This is a genomic window from Bradyrhizobium sp. Mp19 (genome assembly GCF_029952935.1).
GTDB lineage: Bacteria > Pseudomonadota > Alphaproteobacteria > Rhizobiales > Xanthobacteraceae > Bradyrhizobium > Bradyrhizobium elkanii.
Genome location: NZ_JASAUT010000037.1, coordinates 8,497 through 26,194 on the forward strand (window position 1 = coordinate 8,497; position 17,698 = coordinate 26,194).

General features: G+C 60.2%; 12 protein-coding genes and 7 pseudogenes. 8 read left to right on the forward strand and 11 right to left on the reverse strand.

Annotated elements, in window-relative coordinates; translation table 11 throughout:
• Nucleotides 1–1,076, forward strand: a 1,076-nt coding sequence (locus QJT82_RS30930) for a Ulp1 family isopeptidase (protein WP_281446668.1), incomplete at its 5' end; no start/stop codon positions are given.
• A gap of 98 nt (nucleotides 1,077–1,174) precedes the next feature.
• Nucleotides 1,175–1,300: pseudogene (locus QJT82_RS30935) on the forward strand (hypothetical protein); the annotation flags it as partial.
• A gap of 20 nt (nucleotides 1,301–1,320) precedes the next feature.
• On the opposite strand, the pseudogene QJT82_RS30940 reads toward QJT82_RS30935, so the two are convergent.
• The 7 genes and pseudogenes from QJT82_RS30940 to QJT82_RS30970 all read right to left on the reverse strand — a co-directional run.
• Nucleotides 1,321–1,493 (reverse strand): annotated as a pseudogene (locus QJT82_RS30940) (IS630 family transposase); the annotation flags it as partial.
• Between the two features lie 182 nt (nucleotides 1,494–1,675).
• On the reverse strand, nucleotides 1,676–2,869 hold the full coding sequence (locus QJT82_RS30945) for an amino acid aminotransferase (RefSeq protein ID WP_028344434.1): 1,194 nt from the start codon (nucleotides 2,867–2,869) through the stop codon (nucleotides 1,676–1,678).
• 1,724 nt (nucleotides 2,870–4,593) lie between these two features.
• Nucleotides 4,594–4,890 carry a hypothetical protein gene (locus QJT82_RS30950; RefSeq protein WP_028344433.1) on the reverse strand — a complete coding sequence of 99 codons (297 nt, stop codon included), beginning with the start codon at nucleotides 4,888–4,890 and terminating at the stop codon, nucleotides 4,594–4,596.
• Nucleotides 4,891–5,235: 345 nt separating this feature from the next.
• A complete protein-coding gene (locus tag QJT82_RS30955; RefSeq protein WP_028344432.1) occupies nucleotides 5,236–5,445 on the reverse strand; it encodes a hypothetical protein in 210 nt (69 codons plus the stop codon).
• Nucleotides 5,446–5,678: 233 nt separating this feature from the next.
• Nucleotides 5,679–6,098, reverse strand: coding sequence for a phasin family protein (locus QJT82_RS30960; RefSeq protein ID WP_244436076.1), 420 nt, complete (start codon nucleotides 6,096–6,098; stop codon nucleotides 5,679–5,681).
• Between the two features lie 410 nt (nucleotides 6,099–6,508).
• Entirely contained in the window at nucleotides 6,509–8,149 is a 1,641-nt protein-coding gene (gene groL, locus QJT82_RS30965; RefSeq protein ID WP_253592542.1) for a chaperonin GroEL, read from the reverse strand.
• A gap of 69 nt (nucleotides 8,150–8,218) precedes the next feature.
• Nucleotides 8,219–8,533: pseudogene (locus tag QJT82_RS30970) on the reverse strand (co-chaperone GroES).
• 291 nt (nucleotides 8,534–8,824) lie between these two features.
• Between QJT82_RS30970 and QJT82_RS30975 the strand changes: the two are divergent.
• A complete protein-coding gene (locus tag QJT82_RS30975; RefSeq protein WP_028345408.1) occupies nucleotides 8,825–9,115 on the forward strand; it encodes a hypothetical protein in 291 nt (96 codons plus the stop codon).
• A gap of 72 nt (nucleotides 9,116–9,187) precedes the next feature.
• On the opposite strand, the pseudogene QJT82_RS30980 reads toward QJT82_RS30975, so the two are convergent.
• From QJT82_RS30980 to QJT82_RS30990, 3 genes and pseudogenes are all read right to left on the reverse strand, one after another.
• Nucleotides 9,188–10,094 (reverse strand): annotated as a pseudogene (locus tag QJT82_RS30980) (oxygenase MpaB family protein).
• A 381-nt stretch (nucleotides 10,095–10,475) separates the two neighbouring features.
• Nucleotides 10,476–10,886: pseudogene (locus tag QJT82_RS30985) on the reverse strand (DUF932 domain-containing protein); the annotation flags it as partial.
• Between the two features lie 1,023 nt (nucleotides 10,887–11,909).
• Nucleotides 11,910–13,499 carry an acyl-CoA dehydrogenase family protein gene (locus QJT82_RS30990; RefSeq protein WP_080583664.1) on the reverse strand — a complete coding sequence of 530 codons (1,590 nt, stop codon included), beginning with the start codon at nucleotides 13,497–13,499 and terminating at the stop codon, nucleotides 11,910–11,912.
• A 700-nt stretch (nucleotides 13,500–14,199) separates the two neighbouring features.
• On the opposite strand from QJT82_RS30990, the pseudogene QJT82_RS30995 reads away from it, so the two are divergent.
• Both QJT82_RS30995 and QJT82_RS31000 read left to right on the forward strand, forming a co-directional pair.
• Nucleotides 14,200–14,484 (forward strand): annotated as a pseudogene (locus tag QJT82_RS30995) (transposase); the annotation flags it as partial.
• 182 nt (nucleotides 14,485–14,666) lie between these two features.
• A pseudogene (locus QJT82_RS31000) lies at nucleotides 14,667–14,939 on the forward strand (IS110 family transposase); the annotation flags it as partial.
• Here the strand turns inward: QJT82_RS31000 and QJT82_RS31005 are convergent.
• Nucleotides 14,899–15,108, reverse strand: a complete 210-nt coding sequence (locus QJT82_RS31005) for a hypothetical protein (protein ID WP_155258913.1) — start codon at nucleotides 15,106–15,108, stop codon at nucleotides 14,899–14,901. The pseudogene QJT82_RS31000 and the gene QJT82_RS31005 overlap by 41 nt on opposite strands.
• A 142-nt stretch (nucleotides 15,109–15,250) precedes the next feature.
• Here QJT82_RS31005 and QJT82_RS31010 point away from each other — a divergent pair, with 142 nt between their 5' ends.
• From QJT82_RS31010 to QJT82_RS31020, 3 genes are all read left to right on the forward strand, one after another.
• On the forward strand, nucleotides 15,251–15,598 hold the full coding sequence (locus QJT82_RS31010; RefSeq protein ID WP_028345404.1) for a transposase: 348 nt from the start codon (nucleotides 15,251–15,253) through the stop codon (nucleotides 15,596–15,598).
• 11 nt (nucleotides 15,599–15,609) lie between these two features.
• Entirely contained in the window at nucleotides 15,610–15,939 is a 330-nt protein-coding gene (gene tnpB / locus QJT82_RS31015; protein WP_259266178.1) for an IS66 family insertion sequence element accessory protein TnpB, read from the forward strand.
• Between the two features lie 74 nt (nucleotides 15,940–16,013).
• Nucleotides 16,014–17,606 (forward strand): IS66 family transposase, encoded by a 1,593-nt coding sequence (locus QJT82_RS31020; protein ID WP_259245110.1) that lies wholly within the window; start codon nucleotides 16,014–16,016, stop codon nucleotides 17,604–17,606.
• Nucleotides 17,607–17,698: the final 92 nt, after the last annotated feature.

The following is a 17,698-nucleotide window of genomic DNA, read 5'->3' on the forward strand; positions in this document are numbered from 1 at the left end:
AGCCATTTGTTGATCTGAATGCGCCAACGCCGTCCGAGTTGCGGGACGATGCTCAGTTTGCGCCAGCCGATCCTTCCAGGGTTTGCTCAGACACCTACGCTGGTCTTGAGCCATTTGTTGATCTGAATGCGCCAACGCCGTCCGAGTTGCGGGACGATGCTCACTTTGCGCCAGCTGATCCTGCCAGGGTTCGCTCAGACACCTACGCTGGTCTTGAGCCATTTGTTGATCTGAATGCGCCAACGCCGTCCGAGTTGCGCGACGATGCTCACTTTGCGCCAGCTGATCCTGCCAGGGTTCGCTCAGACACCTACGCTGGTTCTGTATCATTTGTTGGTCGGGATGCGCCCAGACCGCAGGTGATTGATCTAAATCCGCCCACGCTGCCGGAGCTGCGTGATGATGCTCGTTCTGCGCCTTTCCCGCGCACATCCGCCGATGCTCAAATCGGGGCTATGGATCCGACAGCCTCCTCCTACGGCCGCAGTAGACTAGAGCTCGGTGCCAAGGAATGGCTGGGCGACAAGCATATCAACAGGGATTACGAGCTCCTAGCGGAGGAGTTGCGGCGGAGCCGTCCGGAACTCGCCGCCCTGACGCAGTTCGTGGACCCCCTGATAGCTCACTATCGACTGCGCTTCGGCGCCGAGCCCGACATGCTCCGCGCGTTGAAGCGCATCGGCTACGATCCAAATGGTAATGGTCCCGACTTCCTGTTCCTGCCAGTGAACGACGCTATGGATCCTAATCGCCCCGGCACGCATTGGTCGCTGCTGCTCCTTGATTGCCACACGCAAGGAGAGCCGGTTGCCTATCACTACGACTCCGTCCGGGGACACAACCACGAGGCGGCAGCGCAGCTCGCACGACGGCTGCGTGCCCGCCTGGAGTCACCCAGCATGGCCCAGCAGCGGAACAGCTATGATTGCGGCGTCTTTGTGGTGGACGGCACGCGGGCGCTGGTTCGACGATTGGCCCAAGGAGAGCGGCCAGCGCACGAGCCGCTGCACCTTGACAACCTCGTCGCCAATCGGCGGTCCCTCCAGATTCGACTGGCTCATCCCGGCTTGGGCTAATGGAGCTGGCTGGAGTGGCTCTCCCGGACACTACACCGGGGGGCTCGCCCAAGCGAGCCGCCTGTTTGGCCGCGGAAGCCGAAGCCCAGGGGGCCTTGCTGATCGAGAAGCTCAAACTCACGATCAAGAAGCTCCGCCACGAGCAGTTCGGACAGTCCTCCGAGCGACGCGCATTGCTGGAGCAGCTCGAGCTAAAGCTCGCCAAGGTGGAGGAGACCGCGGCGCAAGCTAGAGCATTCGCCGATCATGTTGCAGCGTATCCTGCGGCGATGAAGTAGTTGCGGCATTCGGTTGCTGTGAAGCGATCAATGATGCCACCTTCGCGGTCCAGAGGCCTTCGACGGTTCGTTTTGCGCCCTGACGCAAGAGCGCTTTGAGCTTGGCGAAGGCATTCTCGATCGGATTGAAGTCAGACGTACGCATCCGGCGACGGCCCTGGTCAGGTCGCTTTGGGCGGATCGCCGATTGCGATTAGGCGGCGTGAGCGATGCGCGGAGGGCGCCAGTTCCAAGGCAGGAGTTCGTGGATATGCCTGGAGGGATGATCTGGCAGGCGGGCCAGTAGGGAATCGAACCTTTGACGGCGGTCTGAGGCCTCTATCAAGGTCCATCTCCCCGTGCGGAACTCACAGCCGCCTTGATCGCGCTTGCGACACGCGCCACATCGGTGCGCTTCAAGCCGGCGACGTTGATGCGGCCAGATGTCGGCATGTAGATGCCGTGCTTTTCCCTTAGTTTCAGCACCTCGGTCTGTGAGAGGGGCAGAATGGAAAACATGCCCTCTTGCGAGCCGATGGCGACGGCATTCGACCATCTTCCTCCCAATGCGTCGACGAAAGATTTTCGCAACGCGAGGAGGCGATGACGCATCGATTCCAACTCTTCACGCCAGTCCCGGCATAGTTCGGGGGAGCTGAGGATGGTCTTCACGATTGCGGCGCCGTGATCGGGCGGCATTGAGTAGCTGGCGCGGGCGATAGCAACAAGATTGGACCGAGCAGTCTCTGAAGCTGATTGCAAAGACGCGACCGCAAACACCGCACCCGTACGCTCGCGATATAGTCCAAATGATTTCGAGCAGGACACCGCGACAAGCGCCTCTGGAACGGCAGAAATTGTCGAACGAAGCGCGGCGACGTCTCCGTCGAGCCCAGCACCGAAACCCTGATAGGCAAGATCAATCAACGGCGTAAGTCCGCGCGCAGCGATCATCGCGGTGATCCGACGCCAGTCGTCCGCCGTCAGCACAGCGCCGCTCGGGTTGTGACAACAAGCATGGAGCAAAACTGCGTCGCCGGGCTCGGCCTGGTGTAGTGCATTCATCATGCTGTCAACTAGAATGGTCTGCGAGGCAACATCAAAGAATGGATAAGTCTCGACCGAGAGACCGGCACCCGAGAAAATTCCTGCATGATTTGGCCAACTCGGTTGACCTAGCCAGATCTTACCCTGTCCGGTCCCGCGAATCAGATCGGCAGCGAGCCGCAAAGCACCCGAGCCACCGGGTGTCTGCACACCAGAGGCGTGGATGGTTGCCGTATGCCCGCCAACCAACGACCACAGCAAATCAAGGAATGTTTGATCACCCTCCGGCGCCACGTACGCCTTAGTGTTCTGGGTCTCGCAAATCAGGTGCTCCGCAGCCTTTACGGCACGAAAGATCGGCGAATGACCGGCCTCGTCGCGATAGACGCCGACCCCAAGGTCGATCTTGTCTGGTCGGGGATCTGCGTCAAAGAGCCCAATCAGCGCAAGCAGGGGATCGTTGGGTTTACGGCTTAATGTTTCAAACATTGTCGGCTTTCTTGATCGAGCGGAAACCGGCCGCATTTGACCGGATGGTTGGCTGCGTTCAGAAGTCAGAGAGTCGCGGCGCAAAGTCACGCGTCATAGTCGCGCGTACTCCTTGGCGCGACGTCCGTTTTGCAGGACGAAGTTTTCGAGTTCTGGCCGCCCAGCGCCCGCGCACGACAACGGTCCCGGCTTGCGACGGGCTGGGTCGCGATGGCCCACCACGCATCAGTTCGGGTTCAAGGTGTTGCCAAATCGAATCGCTGCCGAAATCGGAAGCTTCCGCAGCTCGGGATGGCTCTGCCCGCGATGGCGCGGGTGCGATCTCCTGCCAAATCCGATCCTGGTCGTAATCGGGGGCTTCGGCCAGCGCCTGCAATGCGCTCGGCTCATGCTCAAAGCCCGCTGAATCGGAGGACCGTGGTGCGTCGGGCCGTGGGCTCGTGTTCGCTGGGTCTGTTGGGTTGAAATCCATGCTGTCTATCCTCTCAAATGACTGAGCCGCGCGAGCCCTCGTTCGACGAAGGTCGTTCGCGTTGCGACCTGCGGAAAACTATTTCAAAGGCTCGCGTTGAGCGCCGGCCTCCGAGTTACGGCCAAATGGTGCCAAGCACGCTTCCGGTCGAGCATCGAGTACCCCGAAAGGTGCACGTCCACTGCGTTCACTGGACGGCATCGCCGTCTAGGCATCCGCGCTTTCATGGTGTGGCGCTCAGCTTTCCAGAAGCTGACGGGCAGATGGATTTAGGCCGATAGGACAAGACTGATTTTCGTCGTAAACTGCGCAGTGCCACGGTGAGTAGGCCGGGGAACTCTTGCCACCGGCACCGGGTCACCGGAGGCGGTCGTCCCGCCCCCGGTTTCCAGAACGTGGCGTATGGATTTACCGTACCGACGCTCTTCGACAGTTGGGTCACAGCACTGCAAGCGCCTGCAGCTCCCCACAAGGGAGGCGTAGCCTTCCGCCACTGGCATGCACGGCGCCGATATCAGTATGCTGCACTCGATCGATTGTAAGAATCGATTTGTTGCACACTTCAATCCCTGATCGCCGCGTAACTAGCCTCGGCATCCTAGAAGAGGTGCCGTTCGCGTTTTAGATTTCATTTCGCGGAGGTTGCGCCTCCTCGTAATCACCGATCTTGCGTAGCCCAGAGTGCCTTCCAAAAGCAAAGCCGGAGTGTCAAACGCCATCCGGAACTGCTCCCTCATATTGCCTTAGATGAGAATGTTACCGAAGCGCACCCTGGTGTCTTCTGGATCGCGTGACGCGAGTCGGAGCAAGCCGCTCGCGAAGCGCGCCCTCCAGATCGCCCGGAGCGAGCGGCTTGCGGTGATTCGGCGAAAGAACCTGTCGGCATTAGATAGTAAGAGACGAAGCTTGGACCGATAGTTTGATCTCTGTGCTGCTGATGAGCTGTCGAGCGGAATTTGATCGCCAGTTCTTCACCAATCGCTGCACCGTACGCCGCTGATGGCGGCCGAACCGACCGGGCGCATGCGCTTGCAGGCGGGTGAGAAGATCGACCGCGGACAAGTGCGGAGCCGCGGTGAGCCATTCCTCAATGATGGGAATGTAGGGGTCGAGCATCGATGGCCGACGTGGCACAGGTTTGCGCCGCACGTAGCGGCGCCGATGAATACCCCGCTGCTCACCCTGTTTCCAACATCGCCGAGCTCGCGGGCAAAGCCCGCCAAGTCGCTTTGCACCGGCGCGACAGCCATCGTTAGCTTTCCAGCCCGCTGATCAACGCGCTTGCGCGGCTCATTTTGAGCATCCCGCGTCTGTGCCAGCAATGCCACCGGATCAGGCGTGCGGTAAATTTCCCGCAGCCGACGTTTGAGTGCCTCATCGAGCCGCGGGTGGACCAATGCTCCCTATGGGAGTCGAATCGGTTGATGTTGGATGACGTCGCCTCTTCAAGACCTCTTACAAATAGAATATCAAAGGCCTTCTCGAATTGCTCTTCTTGCCCGGTGGCTTGCTCGTCATACTGAATGTGAGGTGCGGGTACTTCTTTCATCTTCGCATCATCCGCTTGAAAAGATCGGCCGCGAGACGTCGGAAGATGCTAGATATGCACGAAATACCTCGCGCGAACGCGACTTGTATGATGGCTATCAGATCCTGCAGTATCATCTCAAGCAAATACGGTACAGATCGTACGTAGATCCATCTGGCTCAACGGGACCGAGTCTTCTCTGAGAAGCTCCAACGATACGCCTGCGCTATCAAGATCGACCTTTGAGCTGTCGATTCCGCGTATATTTATTTCTTGCAGGCTAAGTGGACTTCGCAGTGCCGTTGCCCTCGGCGCTGCTGCCTTGGCGGCGGCCCTGTCGTGCTCTCTACACAGCAGGCCGCTCGCCTACTCGACGCCGATGCTGAAGGGGCAGATTGGCGGGAAGTTGCGCGCGTTGTTCGCCGCGAGCCTCACAGCGGCGCGCAGCGCCCGCAGGACCGTCGCCACGCACCACTTCGGCCACGTCGTCCGGTTCGCGCTGGCGAAATTCTTCGCGATCACCACGCCACCCAATTCGATGTCGCGCTGGGCGATACGCGGAATGGAGCTGAACATCGCGGGCGCGTCGCACGGCTTTTTTGCCGCTGTCGCGCCTGGACGGACTCAAAGAAAACGGCCCCGGCGGGGCGGGCCAGGGCCGTCAACTTGGAAGGTGCGTCAGCCAAGTGGGGTCAAGGAAGACGCGAAAACAGTTGTAGCGATCAACCGACCTCATGTTCAACTATATCAAGGTTTAGAGCTGGTGTAGAGCCGTAAGCCTCCTGTGCCGGCCGGCCTGCCGTCCTTCCTCAGGCGGCGTGATGGAGAGCCCTGTCGACGTGCTTCTTGACTTGCCCGCGCATGTCTGTCGTAGCCCTCTGGCCGAGCTCCCACAATTCCTTGTTCTGGTCGAAGGCCTTGCGGGCTCGCTCGGTGGACAAGGTCAAGACCTCGGACGCCGATCCGCTGCCAAGCAGATGGGCGAACAAATCGAACGCGAAGGCGGTATTGGCGTGAGAGATTTCGAGCACCTTGAGCCCGTAATCGGTCGCGACGCCCGCGTTGCGCGAGTACGTTTCGCTCAACGCCTCGGTCATCTGTTCAGAGGCTGTGCGCGCTCGAGCAAAGCTCTCCACAGCTAGATCGCCGACCACTCCGGGCAATGCGATCTTCGAGAAACCCAACAACGGCATTCCGAAGATGTTCGTGCCGTTCACCGTGACTTTCATTTCACTTTCACTCAAGGCGCAGTCCCCTTCTCGCGCGAAAGCATTCCTCGCAACGCTTGCATGCGTCACGACAGCGCTGACGCTCCGTGTTCGATTCTGAGTTTCGGGTGAGCTTCGATCCCGCCCCGACACTACTCTGCGGGACGAAGGCGCCACTGTCGGTTCGGTTTGCGACTCTCGCGGACAATTTTTTGAAATTGTCAAATCAAGCCAACGTATATTTATGGAGAGTGTTGTGCATAACGTGCGTGCTGTGAGCAGCGGAAGGCTCCTGTATCGGCGTGAGGTTGTGCGAAGCATCATCGGCATTGGCTGCGCGACGCAGAGGACCTCGGGCAGTTTGCGCGCAAACAAAAACCCTGGCATCGCTGCCGGGGTTTTGCATTTCTTGGATCGCTTGAGCGCGGACTTTAGAAGTCCATGCCGCCCATGCCGCCGCCCGGAGGCATCGCGGGGCCGCCGGCGTTCTTCTTCGGCAGCTCGGCAACCATCGCTTCCGTGGTGATCAGGAGCGCGGCCACGGAGGCGGCGTTCTGGATCGCGGTGCGCACGACCTTGGTCGGATCGATGATGCCCTTGCTGACGAGATTGACGTACTCGCCGGTCTGACTGTCGAAGCCGAACGCGTACTGATCCTTCTCCAAGATCTTGCCGACGATGACGGAACCATCCTCGCCCGCGTTGATCGCGATCTGGCGGGCCGGAGCCGACAGCGCCTTGCGCACGATCTCGACGCCGGTCTTCTGGTCGTCGTTCTTGGTGCGGATGCCCTTGAGGTGCTCGGAGGCCCGGAGCAGCGCGACGCCGCCGCCCGGCAGGATGCCTTCCTCGACAGCCGCACGGGTCGCGTGCATCGCGTCATCAACGCGATCCTTGCGCTCCTTCACCTCGACCTCGGTCGCGCCGCCGACGCGGATCACCGCGACGCCGCCTGCGAGCTTGGCAAGACGCTCCTGCAGCTTCTCACGGTCGTAGTCCGAGGTGGTCTCCTCGATCTGCGCCTTGATCTGGGCAACGCGGGCGTCGATGTCGGCCTTCTTGCCGGCGCCGTTGACGATCGTGGTGTTCTCCTTGTCGATCATCACCTTCTTGGCGCGACCGAGCATCTGCAGCGTGACGTTCTCGAGCTTGATGCCGAGGTCTTCCGAGATGGCCTGGCCGCCGGTCAGGATCGCGATGTCCTGCAGCATGGCCTTGCGGCGATCGCCGAAGCCCGGAGCCTTGACGGCCGCGACCTTCAGGCCGCCACGCAGGCGGTTGACGACGAGGGTGGCGAGGGCTTCGCCTTCGACGTCTTCGGCGACGATGACCAGCGGCTTGCCGGTCTGCACCACGGCCTCGAGCAGCGGCAGCAGCTCGTTCAGCGACGAGAGCTTCTTCTCGTTGATGAGGATGTAGGCGTCGTCCATCTCAACGCGCATCTTGTCGGCGTTGGTCACGAAGTAGGGCGAGATGTAGCCGCGGTCGAACTGCATGCCCTCGACGACGTCGAGTTCGGTCTCGAGCGACTTGGCTTCCTCGACCGTGATCACGCCCTCATTGCCGACCTTCTTCATGGCGTCGGCGAGGAACTTGCCGATCTCGGCATCGCCGTTGGCGGAAATGGTCCCGACCTGGGCGATTTCCTCGTTCGAGGTCACCTTCTTGGAGTTTTTTTCTAGATCCGAGACAACGGCCTCGACTGCGAGATCGATACCGCGCTTCAGGTCCATCGGGTTCATGCCGGCGGCGACCGACTTGGCGCCTTCACGGACGATCGCCGCAGCCAGCACGGTCGCGGTGGTGGTGCCGTCGCCGGCAGCATCCGCCGCCTTCGACGCCACCTCCCGCACCATCTGGGCGCCCATGTTCTCGAACTTGTCCTCGAGCTCGATCTCCTTGGCGACCGCAACGCCGTCCTTGGTGATGCGGGGCGCGCCGAACGACTTCTCGAGCACCACGTTGCGGCCCTTCGGACCGAGGGTGACCTTCACCGCATTGGCAAGGATGTCTACGCCACGCAGCATGCGATCGCGGGCATCGACGCCCAGTTTGACCTCTTTAGCTGACATATTTTCCTCCTTGAGTTGAGATTCGTCTCTCACCTGCGAGGCAGGGATGAGCGTTTGTGGCGGTCAGCGTTAGGCCGCCTTCTTGGAGCCGGCGACCCCGGTGAGAACGCCCATGATGTCGCTCTCCTTCATGATCAGAAGCTCCTGGCCTCGATCTTGACCTCGGTGCCCGACCACTTGCCGAACAGGACCCGGTCGCCGACCTTGACGTCGATGGGGATCAGCTTGGCGGCTTCATCGCGGCCGCCCGGGCCAACGGCGATGACTTCGCCCTGCGAGGGCTTTTCCTTGGCACTGTCCGGAATGATGATGCCGCCACGCAGTCTTCTCTTCGGCGTCGATACGCTTGACCACGACGCGGTCGTGAAGCGGACGGAATTTCATGCGATCCTCCTTGGCTTTTGTGATTATTGTTGGATTGGCAGTCGCAATAAGCGAGTGCTCACCGCTTCTCACATAAGTCTGTGACATTCCGGCGCAAGAGCTTGGACCATGTCGCCTGTTCGCCCTTGGTGTCTGAACCGTGCCCCTCACTTTGCCGGGGCTGTTTTGGGCAGGATCGGACGTGGCTGCGGGCATACTAAATCGACGCACCAACGCGGAAGTAGGTCCTAGCCCAGCACAGGCCCAATATGCTTTGGTGCGCCGGTTGGGACTGAGACGCATGGGTGGCTGATGTACATCTTCATTCGAAAGTACACCAAGGTTCGTTCGGTTGCGGATGCTGCTCGCCGCGCCAAAAGCGGCATCGGTCAGATCCTAAGGGAATCGCACGGATTCAGATCTTATTACGTATTGGATGGGGGCGATGGCGTCGGTGTCGCTGTGATGATATTCGAGGACCGCGAAAGCGCCAATGCTGCGAACGATAAAGTGCTGGATTTCGTTCAAGCAAGCCTGCATGACCTTAATCTTGGAGACCCCGAAATCATCGCCGGGGAAGTTTTGGTGAAGATAGATGCGTAAGTCTTTCGCGTGTCGGTTGTCGCGGGAGGACCAAAAGGATCGCCGCTACGTCGGCGGCTGTCCCGGACTGCTTCACCTGTTCCAGCGCTCTTCCAACCTAGGGCGTCCTATCCATGCCCTGTTCAGGCACCGGGTTGTCCAGCCCAGCTGCGGCGTTCCCTGCAGTCGCGCTTGAGCTTCCTGGTAGGGGCCGACGTAGCGAAGCTGGGTCGGTATTTTGGATGCGACGTATTCGTGCAAGGGCACGTTCTGCGGCCTTCCTATCGCACTCGTCAAAGGCAAATCCGAAGCCGGTGCGCAATCGGTCCGGCAGCAGCTCGGCACTCAGGGTTTGATACCAGCGCGGCGGCCGCAACAATGGTCGCCCGCCGGCGAAGATCTGTCGGGCCACCTCGCGCGCGGCCGTGCTGACCGACAATGTATCCGATTGCATCACCGCCGCGGTGTAGGCGGCGAACGCGTCCCAATCCGCCGGCAAGTCGCTCGACGTCAGCCCGAACAATGCCCCAAACAGCCGGCTCTCGGCCCAATAGCGCTCGCGCTCTTCGACCGTGAACGGAGGCAGGATCAGGTCGTGGACGGCCAGAGCAGTGTCGACGAGGGTCGCGTGGACCCAGCGCAACGCTGCGACCTCGTTGGCGCGGTAGGGCGAGCCGCTCTCGAACGGACCGATTGCTTCGGGCAGGCGGCCGACGATCATCGCATCGAGCGAGCCGAACACCATCGTAAACACTACGTCAAAGGTTCGATGGAAGCGACCGATCGGATCCGCGAAGGTTCGCGAGTGCTCGGCCACGGCGGCGGCGACCCAGGGATGCGCCAGCTGAAGCAGCAAGGCACGACCGGCGCCCAAAAAGGTGATGGCTTCTCGGTCGATCCGCCAGGTCATCGACCCGGGACCAAAAATGCCCTCGACCGGTCCGGCGGCCCGAGCCCGGACGAAATCAAGAGCGAGCTCAAGGTCGCTTTCGGAGACCAAATGCGCACCTTCCGAAGCAGACGGGGGCATTCCACTGGTCCGTGCAGTCTATCGCAATTCAGCAAGCCATAGCTCTCTCAACGTTGTCGCATGATGTCCACCCGCGCGGAATACGGCGGCCTGAGATTTGGTCGAATCCCATGCGGGTAAGACTGAGCCGGATGCAGCGGCTGCTACGGCACCGTTTGCTGAAGAAACTGCCCCGCCGCCGCCGTCTTTCATACTTCCTCTCGAAAGCTTATTGTTTCGGTCGAACGAGCTCACTTGGCAGCGCTGTCGTTCAGAGTATCTTATTCTGCGATTCAAGAACTCCCGAAACGAAACGCGAGGAACGCTCATGACCGTTGCTGGTTAAAACATTACCGCGCGCTCGAGAGCGTTTTTGATCTGCTCGACGCGATTGGCGGTCAGGCCGTATAGCAGGTTGATTGCTGCGAGTGTCGCGGGAAGCTGCCGCAGGTAAGTGGCCGGCGCGCCAACTTGGCTTGCAAGCTGGCCGAAGCTCCAGTGGGTCGGGACGAGCGGCGTGTCCGAGCCGGGCAGCATCAAGGCCAGGGGCTCAGGATCAGTACCGCTCGCCTCGACATGGATGAGCGCGCTGTCGACCACGCGCGTCCGGCTGCGGTCCGGGCAATCGCGCATCGTGCAGGCCAATTCGTTGAGTGACAGATAACTCATCCGCCGGACGACAGAACCACTCCGAGGACACCCGACCAACGCGCTCGCCGCGGCTCACATCCACCCTGTAACCGAAACTGGGGGGCGGCTGGCATCAACAATCTGCGTATTCATGGGAGCAATCTCCATGACGGGCGCCGGAAGACTCTTCTCCGACCCTCAACCCGTCACGGCCAAGGCCGCTCCCCTCTGCCTCCCTGTATCGTCGGTCGGCAACGCCAACGCCCAAAACGTGCGACCAAGGCCTTCGAGCAAGACCCGCGACGGCGACTCACGATATCCGCCGCGCCGGAGTTTCCGTCAGGAATGGAAGCCGAAGGGTGAAAACCCGGCGCAAGCCGGGATTTCAGCGCCAGCCGACAGCCCGGTCCTGCAGGGAGACGGCAATAAAATCAGCCAACGCTTGACAAGACATTTAACCGGCATCGTAGAAGGCGGCTTGATAAAGCTCCTCGACTTCGTGACTTCGTCTGGCGTCAACTGGGAGAATTCGTTGCCGCGGGCGCGCTTTGACAGTCGCCCTTTATTCTGTTGCGAGAATCCAAGCAGTCTGGTGAGGGGCCGCTGCGCCATGCGATCATGTTTTCGACGCCCGAGCGGAATGAATTGAAGCTCTGCAAGAACCGGGCTTTACTCGGAAGATCCTGGTCGATGGAAGCGGCATGGCGGAGGACGAGGGGCTCTCGTTTCGAATCTGAACTGACAGCTAGCTTATATTCCGGAGCGATACGGCGGGCCGCTGATGAAGCCCGCGAATTCTTGCTGAAGTATGGCCGCGAGTATTTAGCGCTAGATGTTAACTATCGAGCCGCAAAATTCTGTGAGCGCAAAAATTGTTGGCCGTAGCTTTTCCGAAGAGACCTACTTCCGGATTCTAGGCTGCCCGGTGTCGGCCGAAATGGCTCCATCATTAGCGTAACGCATGGTTTGAATCTCAAAATGGTCTCGCCTCTCGCGCGAATTTCCTCTGTTCCTAGGCTCTTCGCCGCCGCCTTCGGGGAGACAGGCGGTCTTGACCCGCCCGATCACTGGTTTGTTGGCGTGGCAAGCGCTTGCTGAGGATCGAGCGTGAATCGGCGTGCTCGCAATGCCGGCGACCATAGGATCGACCTCCTCGCTCCGCTTGCTAGCGAGACATTAGACATACTGCTCCAATTTGAGGTAATCGTCTGTGAGGACAGGTGAGCGGATGGAAGAAGCTGCGTCTTGAAGAAAGGCATTCAGAGTCCGACTGGCGCGAATGCGGCCTTCGAAACATGGGCGCGCCGGCGCGCGAGAGCGAAGAGCTGCAAATTCCGAACTGATCAGGTCAGGGGCGGCTGCGGCACAATCTGAGGCGGAGGAGCAACCAGCAGATATGACGGCTTGTGCCAGTCCTAGTGTGGCGAGCCAGCCCGCATAGATTAGCACCGCACCGTCTGTCTCGCTGAGCCCAGAGAGTTCCTTAATTGCAGCAGCATGGACTGGCGCCGCACCAAGAGACAGAAAAAGATCGGCTATTTCGTCACGTGTGGCTCTAGAGAGAAGGCAGCGGCCGAGATGTGATAGGAGCGTCTCGGTCGGACCTTCGAAGATACGGAGAATGCGGGCATCTCGATAGATTTTAGCGACAGGCGTTCCCTCATCGTATCCACGGCCACCCAGCAGTTGGACACATTGATCAGCGACGAGGCCGCACCACTCCGACGACAAAACCTTCGTTGCCGATGCAAGGTGGACGTTAGGCGCGCCCTGCGCTGAGACAAGTCGGCAGGAAGCATCCAGCATTGCCTTCACTACTTCGCGCCGGAGTACCATCTGCCCAAATAACTGCTCGATATAGCTATTCTCAATCATGCGCAGCTTACCTAGTCGACGATGGCTCGCATAAGAGGCTGCAACCTGGATAGCGCGCTCAAGGGCTCCAAGACCCATTGCCGCCACACCGATACGCCCGCGGTTCATGCTAGATGATGCTGCTCCCCAGCCGTCTTGATCGCGAGAGAGCACGTAAGCGCTCGGCACCTCGACATCTTGGAACTCCAGAGTATTTTGGATAATGCCACGCAAACCCAGTGTGCGATGCTCGTGGGTGACCTTTAGACCCGGAGCCTGCCTATCAACTAATACACCAACGAGCCGACCTTTCGCATCTGGACCAGAGGCTCGGGCAAAGCAAACGATCCAGCGAGCCCAGTCAGCGAGGCCAATCCAGATTTTGCGGCCAGTGATGCGAACTCTATCTCCGTGTATAAAAGCCGATGCCTCTATATGCCGCGGGGCAGAGCCAGCTCCAGGCTCCGTCAAAGCGAAAGCGCAAAGGTCGCCGCGTGTTGCACCCCACATGACCTGCCTTTGTTCAGGGACGTGCGGCGCCGCTTCGATGCAGGGCAAGGCCAGGAAGTTATGGATGACGAGGGTAGAGGCAGCCGAGATATCAAAGGATGCGGTGGCGGAGATGAGGTCGATTGCCTCTTGCAAGGGAAGAGCTAATCCGCCGTGCTCTACTTGTGTAGTGAGGCCGAACAGTCCATGCCTTGCAAATATGCTGTGTAGGGTGGGAGGAAATGCCCGACGGTCATCCGCATCTGCGAAATTCAACTGACTCAGGTCATCGATTAAACTGGAATATAGGTTAGGTGCAGCACCTTCAGCTGTACGTTCCTGCGATTCCCCGAATAGCGGGTAAAATTGAGTGTACATAGCCATTAAGCCATAATGAGTGAATGCGCTCTTCGTGCCAATCATCCCCGTGGCTAGCTCGATTACACGTTGGTATATTGCGATGCGGGCTATATAAACGCATGCCTCAGATCGGGATTTTTCGCGAGCGCTACGCTGACATCACGTCGAGCTATCGTGGGGGCATGACGCCTCCACTTCCGTGTCCAAAGAGAACAATTCAACCGGGAAACGTCGACAATCAACTCACCGAAATCTTGCGCAATGGGCGCTTGCTCTGTTGGCCTTGGCGGTCGAGGCCGAGGTTGCGGACTTTCTCGGCAAGCATGCCGATTGTCCCGCGCTGCCGCCGACGCGCTACAATTCCTGCTCCTGATCACCCGCAGCAGCGTCGCCTGGAATGAGCCGGAGATCTCTCCGATTTCATCTAGAAACAGCGTCCCCCCTTGCCGGAGAGCAAACCATCCGACTACCTAACTCATCCCAGTACCACGAACTGACCATTCCGCCCTTCGAGCAGCGAGGTTGGGTTAGACTTGCCTCAGTGGCTTGTATCGCAGGGGCACACGTTAGACTGGTCCCAGTGCTCGAAGGGCAGGTACGCCGCAGATCAGCGAGCCGCCGAGCAAGGCGGTCTAGGCGTCTGGGTAGGTTCGTTCGCGGCACCGTGGCTCTATCGCGACTGCGTCCGGGCAGGTGGTAAGCAGTGAACCTCCTTCGAATTGATGGACACCTGTAGTAGGCTCGAAGAGCCAGGAGGTGTCGGATGGAAGGACGTCAACGTCGGTCGTTTAAGGACGGCTACAAGCGGCAAGCGGTTGACCTCGTAGCGTCGAGCGGGCGCTCGATCGGATCTGTGGCCAAGGAGCTTGGCCTGCGCGATTCCGTGCTACGGCGGTGGGTGGAGCAGCGAGAGGCCCGGCTGGAGCCGACGGCAGCGACGCGGCGCCCCACAACGCAGGCGTCGCTGCCGTCGGCGGACCACGCGGCAGAGATCGCGCGTTTGCAGCGAGAGAACGAGCGGCTGCGCATGGAGCGCGACATTTTAAAAAACTGTCCAGCACAGTGGCGCGCCTGTGCGGCGTAGAAACAGCCTTGTGCTACCCTCGGCGGCTGGGAGGGTAGCGGCCGTTCGATTATTGGAGGCACAATCCCCGTTAAAAAACATGGTCCATGGGTGCATGCGAACTTGAGAGTGGTGACGTCGCCCTGGCGACGATCCCGATTAGGAAGATGACGATTGGCATAGCTCAAACCCTCCTGCTCATTATTGAATGGAGGATTGCCATGCTCAAGAAGAGGACGGCCGGCGACCGCCCAGAACCTAGGCCAGTCAACGTCGCGGCCGCCGCCGTCGACATCGGATCAAAGATGCACATGGCTGCGGTGAACCCCGCTTGCACTGACGTGCCTGTGCGCTCTTTCGGCACATTCACGCGAGACCTGCATGAGCTGGCGGACTGGTTCAAAACGTGCGGCGTGACGAGTGTCGCAATGGAATCCACCGCGTCTTCACCTGCACATAGAAGCAGTCGGCCGCCCGATGCAGTTCTACGTCCTCGTCTCCTTCGACGACGATTTTGTCGACGCCAACCGAACCCGCGCCCAGCAGGCAATTCGTCAGATAGAGGTGCTGATACAGGAAGCCACGATGCACGGCCTCGATGCGCACCAACTGGCGTGGATCGAGTACGTTTGTAAGCGGCAAGGAGACCCCGTCTGGCGGAGGGGGTGAGCGATCGGTTATCGGCTGCTGAGTTTGTGAGCCGATGTGAGCTTCTATGTCTGCGCCTAGTTCTGGAACTAGAACCTTCCATATGATCGAAGCGGTTGCCGACCGTCTTGAGGGAGCGCCGCGCCAGCTTCGGCGACGCTGGTCGGACGAGTTCAAGGCACAAGTTGCGGCAGAGGCCCTGGAGCCCGGCGCGAGCGTATCGGCGATCGCCCGCCGGATCGGGATTCACCCGTCGCAGCTGTTCGCCTGGCGCCGTGATGCTCGGGCCGAGTTGCATTGTCCCTCGCGGCCTTCAAGTCGCGAGGTTGTGGTGACTTCTGTGGCAGGCGCAGTGATCGAGATTGCCATTGGCGAGGTCGTCGTGCGCGCCGGCGTGGATGTCGACGAAGCGCACTTGCAGCGGGTGATCCGCGCGGTCCGCTCGGCATGATCCCCTCTGGTGTGAAGGTGTTCCTGGCCAGCCATCCGGTCGACTTCCGCAAGGGTATCGATGGCCTTGTTGCGCTTGTGCGCGATGCTGGCTCAGATCCGTTCGACGGTGCGCTTTATGTGTTCCGGGCCAAAAGAGCCGACAGAATAAAGATCGTGTGGTGGGATGGGTCCGGCGTGTGCCTCTATTTAAAACGTCTTGAAAAGGCGAAGTTCTGCTGGCCGCGGATCGGGCATCATCGGGTGCAGCTCAACCCCGCGCAGTTGATGGCACTGGTGGATGGGATGGACTGGAAGCGGGTCCGGACCGTGGCGGTCAAGCCGCCGGAGATTGTTGGGTAAAAGCACTGCGGCGAAGTGAATCAGCGGCCTGAAAGGGCAAGAGAAGCGGGGCAAAATGTGCTCTGGTCGGGCCAATGACGCCGCCCGATCTCAACCTCCCGAATGACGTAGAGATGTTGAAGGCCATGGTGCTTGCCATGGCCGAGAAGGCGGCCCGCGCCGATGCTCTGGAGAGTGAAGTCGCCGATCTCAAGGCCCGCAACGCCGATGCCGATGAGCGCATTGCGCGGCTGTCGCAGATCCTGAAGGCCTTCGACCGCGCCCGGTTCGGCCGACGATCGGAAAAGCTCGGCTCTGCGGACGGCGACGTTGAACAGCAGGCCTTTGTCTTCGAGGAGATCGAGACCGGCGTCGCTGCGATCAAGGCCCAGGTCAACAAGGGCCGTGAGCAAGCGGATGGCAAGCGTGCACCGCGTCGGCGCAAGGGCTTTGCACCCCATCTGGAACGGATCGAAACCGTCATTGAGCCGGAAGAGCTGGCTGAGCATGCCGGCAAGCAGAAGGTGCTGATCGGCGAGGACGTGTCGGAGCGCCTGGATGTGGTGCCGGTCAAGTTCCGTGTGATCGTCACGCGCCGTCCCAAGTATGCCTTCAAGAACGCGGACGGCGTAATCCAGGCGCCGGCCCCGGCCCATATCATCGAAGGCGGCATACCGACGGAAGCGCTTCTGGCCCAGATCGCCGTCTCCAAGTACGCCGATGGCCAGCCGCTCTACCGGCAAGAGGCCATCTACGCCCGCGACCAGGTCGAACTCGACCGCCAGCTGATGGCGCAATGGATGGGCAAGCTCGGCTTCGAGCTGGAGATCGTGGCGGACTACATCTTCAGTGAGGTCAAGAAGGCCGAACGGATCTTTGCCGACGAAACCACCTTGCCCACCCTCGCTCCCGGCTCCGGATCGGCGAAGACGGCCTACTTATGGGCCTATGCCAGGGATGATCGAACCTTTGGCCGCAGCGGTCCCCCGATGGTGGCTTATCGCTTCGAAGACAGCCGCTCCGGCGAATGCGCGGTCCGGCATCTCAATGGTTATCGCGGCATCCTGCAAGTGGATGGTTATGCCGCCTATAACAAGCTCGCGCGATCCGATCGCGACAATGATGGCGTCACATTGGCTGGCTGCTGGTCACACAGCAGGCGCAAGTTCTACGAGCTGCATGTTGCAGGGAGCTCGGAAGTGGCAACAGCGACGGTCGAGCGGATGGCACGGCTCTGGCAAGTCGAGAAAACCGTGCGCGGTCAAAGCCCCGACGCTCGCGTTGCCGCGCGCCAAAAAGCCTCCGCGGCGGTCGTCGCAGATCTCTTCGATCTCTGGCAGCAGATCTTGCGGCGGATCTCCGGCAAATCAAAACTGGCCGAGGCGATCCGCTATGCCATCTCGCGCCGTGCCATCTTCGAACGCTTCCTGACCGATGGTCGCATCGAGCTCGACTCCAACATCGTCGAACGCGCAATCAGGCCACAGACAATTACCAGAAAGAATAGCCTCTTCGCTGGCAGCGACGGCGGCGGACGAACCTGGGCGACCATCGCGACGCTGCTGCAGACGGCGAAGATGAACAACGTCGATCCGTTCGCTTGGCTCACCGTAACACTTCAGCGTATCGCCAACGGCTGGTCGAGCAGCGAAATCGACGCGCTTATGCCATGGAACCACGCCGCCTGACGGCCCCAGCTTGCCGCTTACGTACGTTTGGTTTCTCTCCTCGTACTTCTGGGTCAAGGAGCGCCATCCTCCCAGCGGACGGCCCGCAAAAA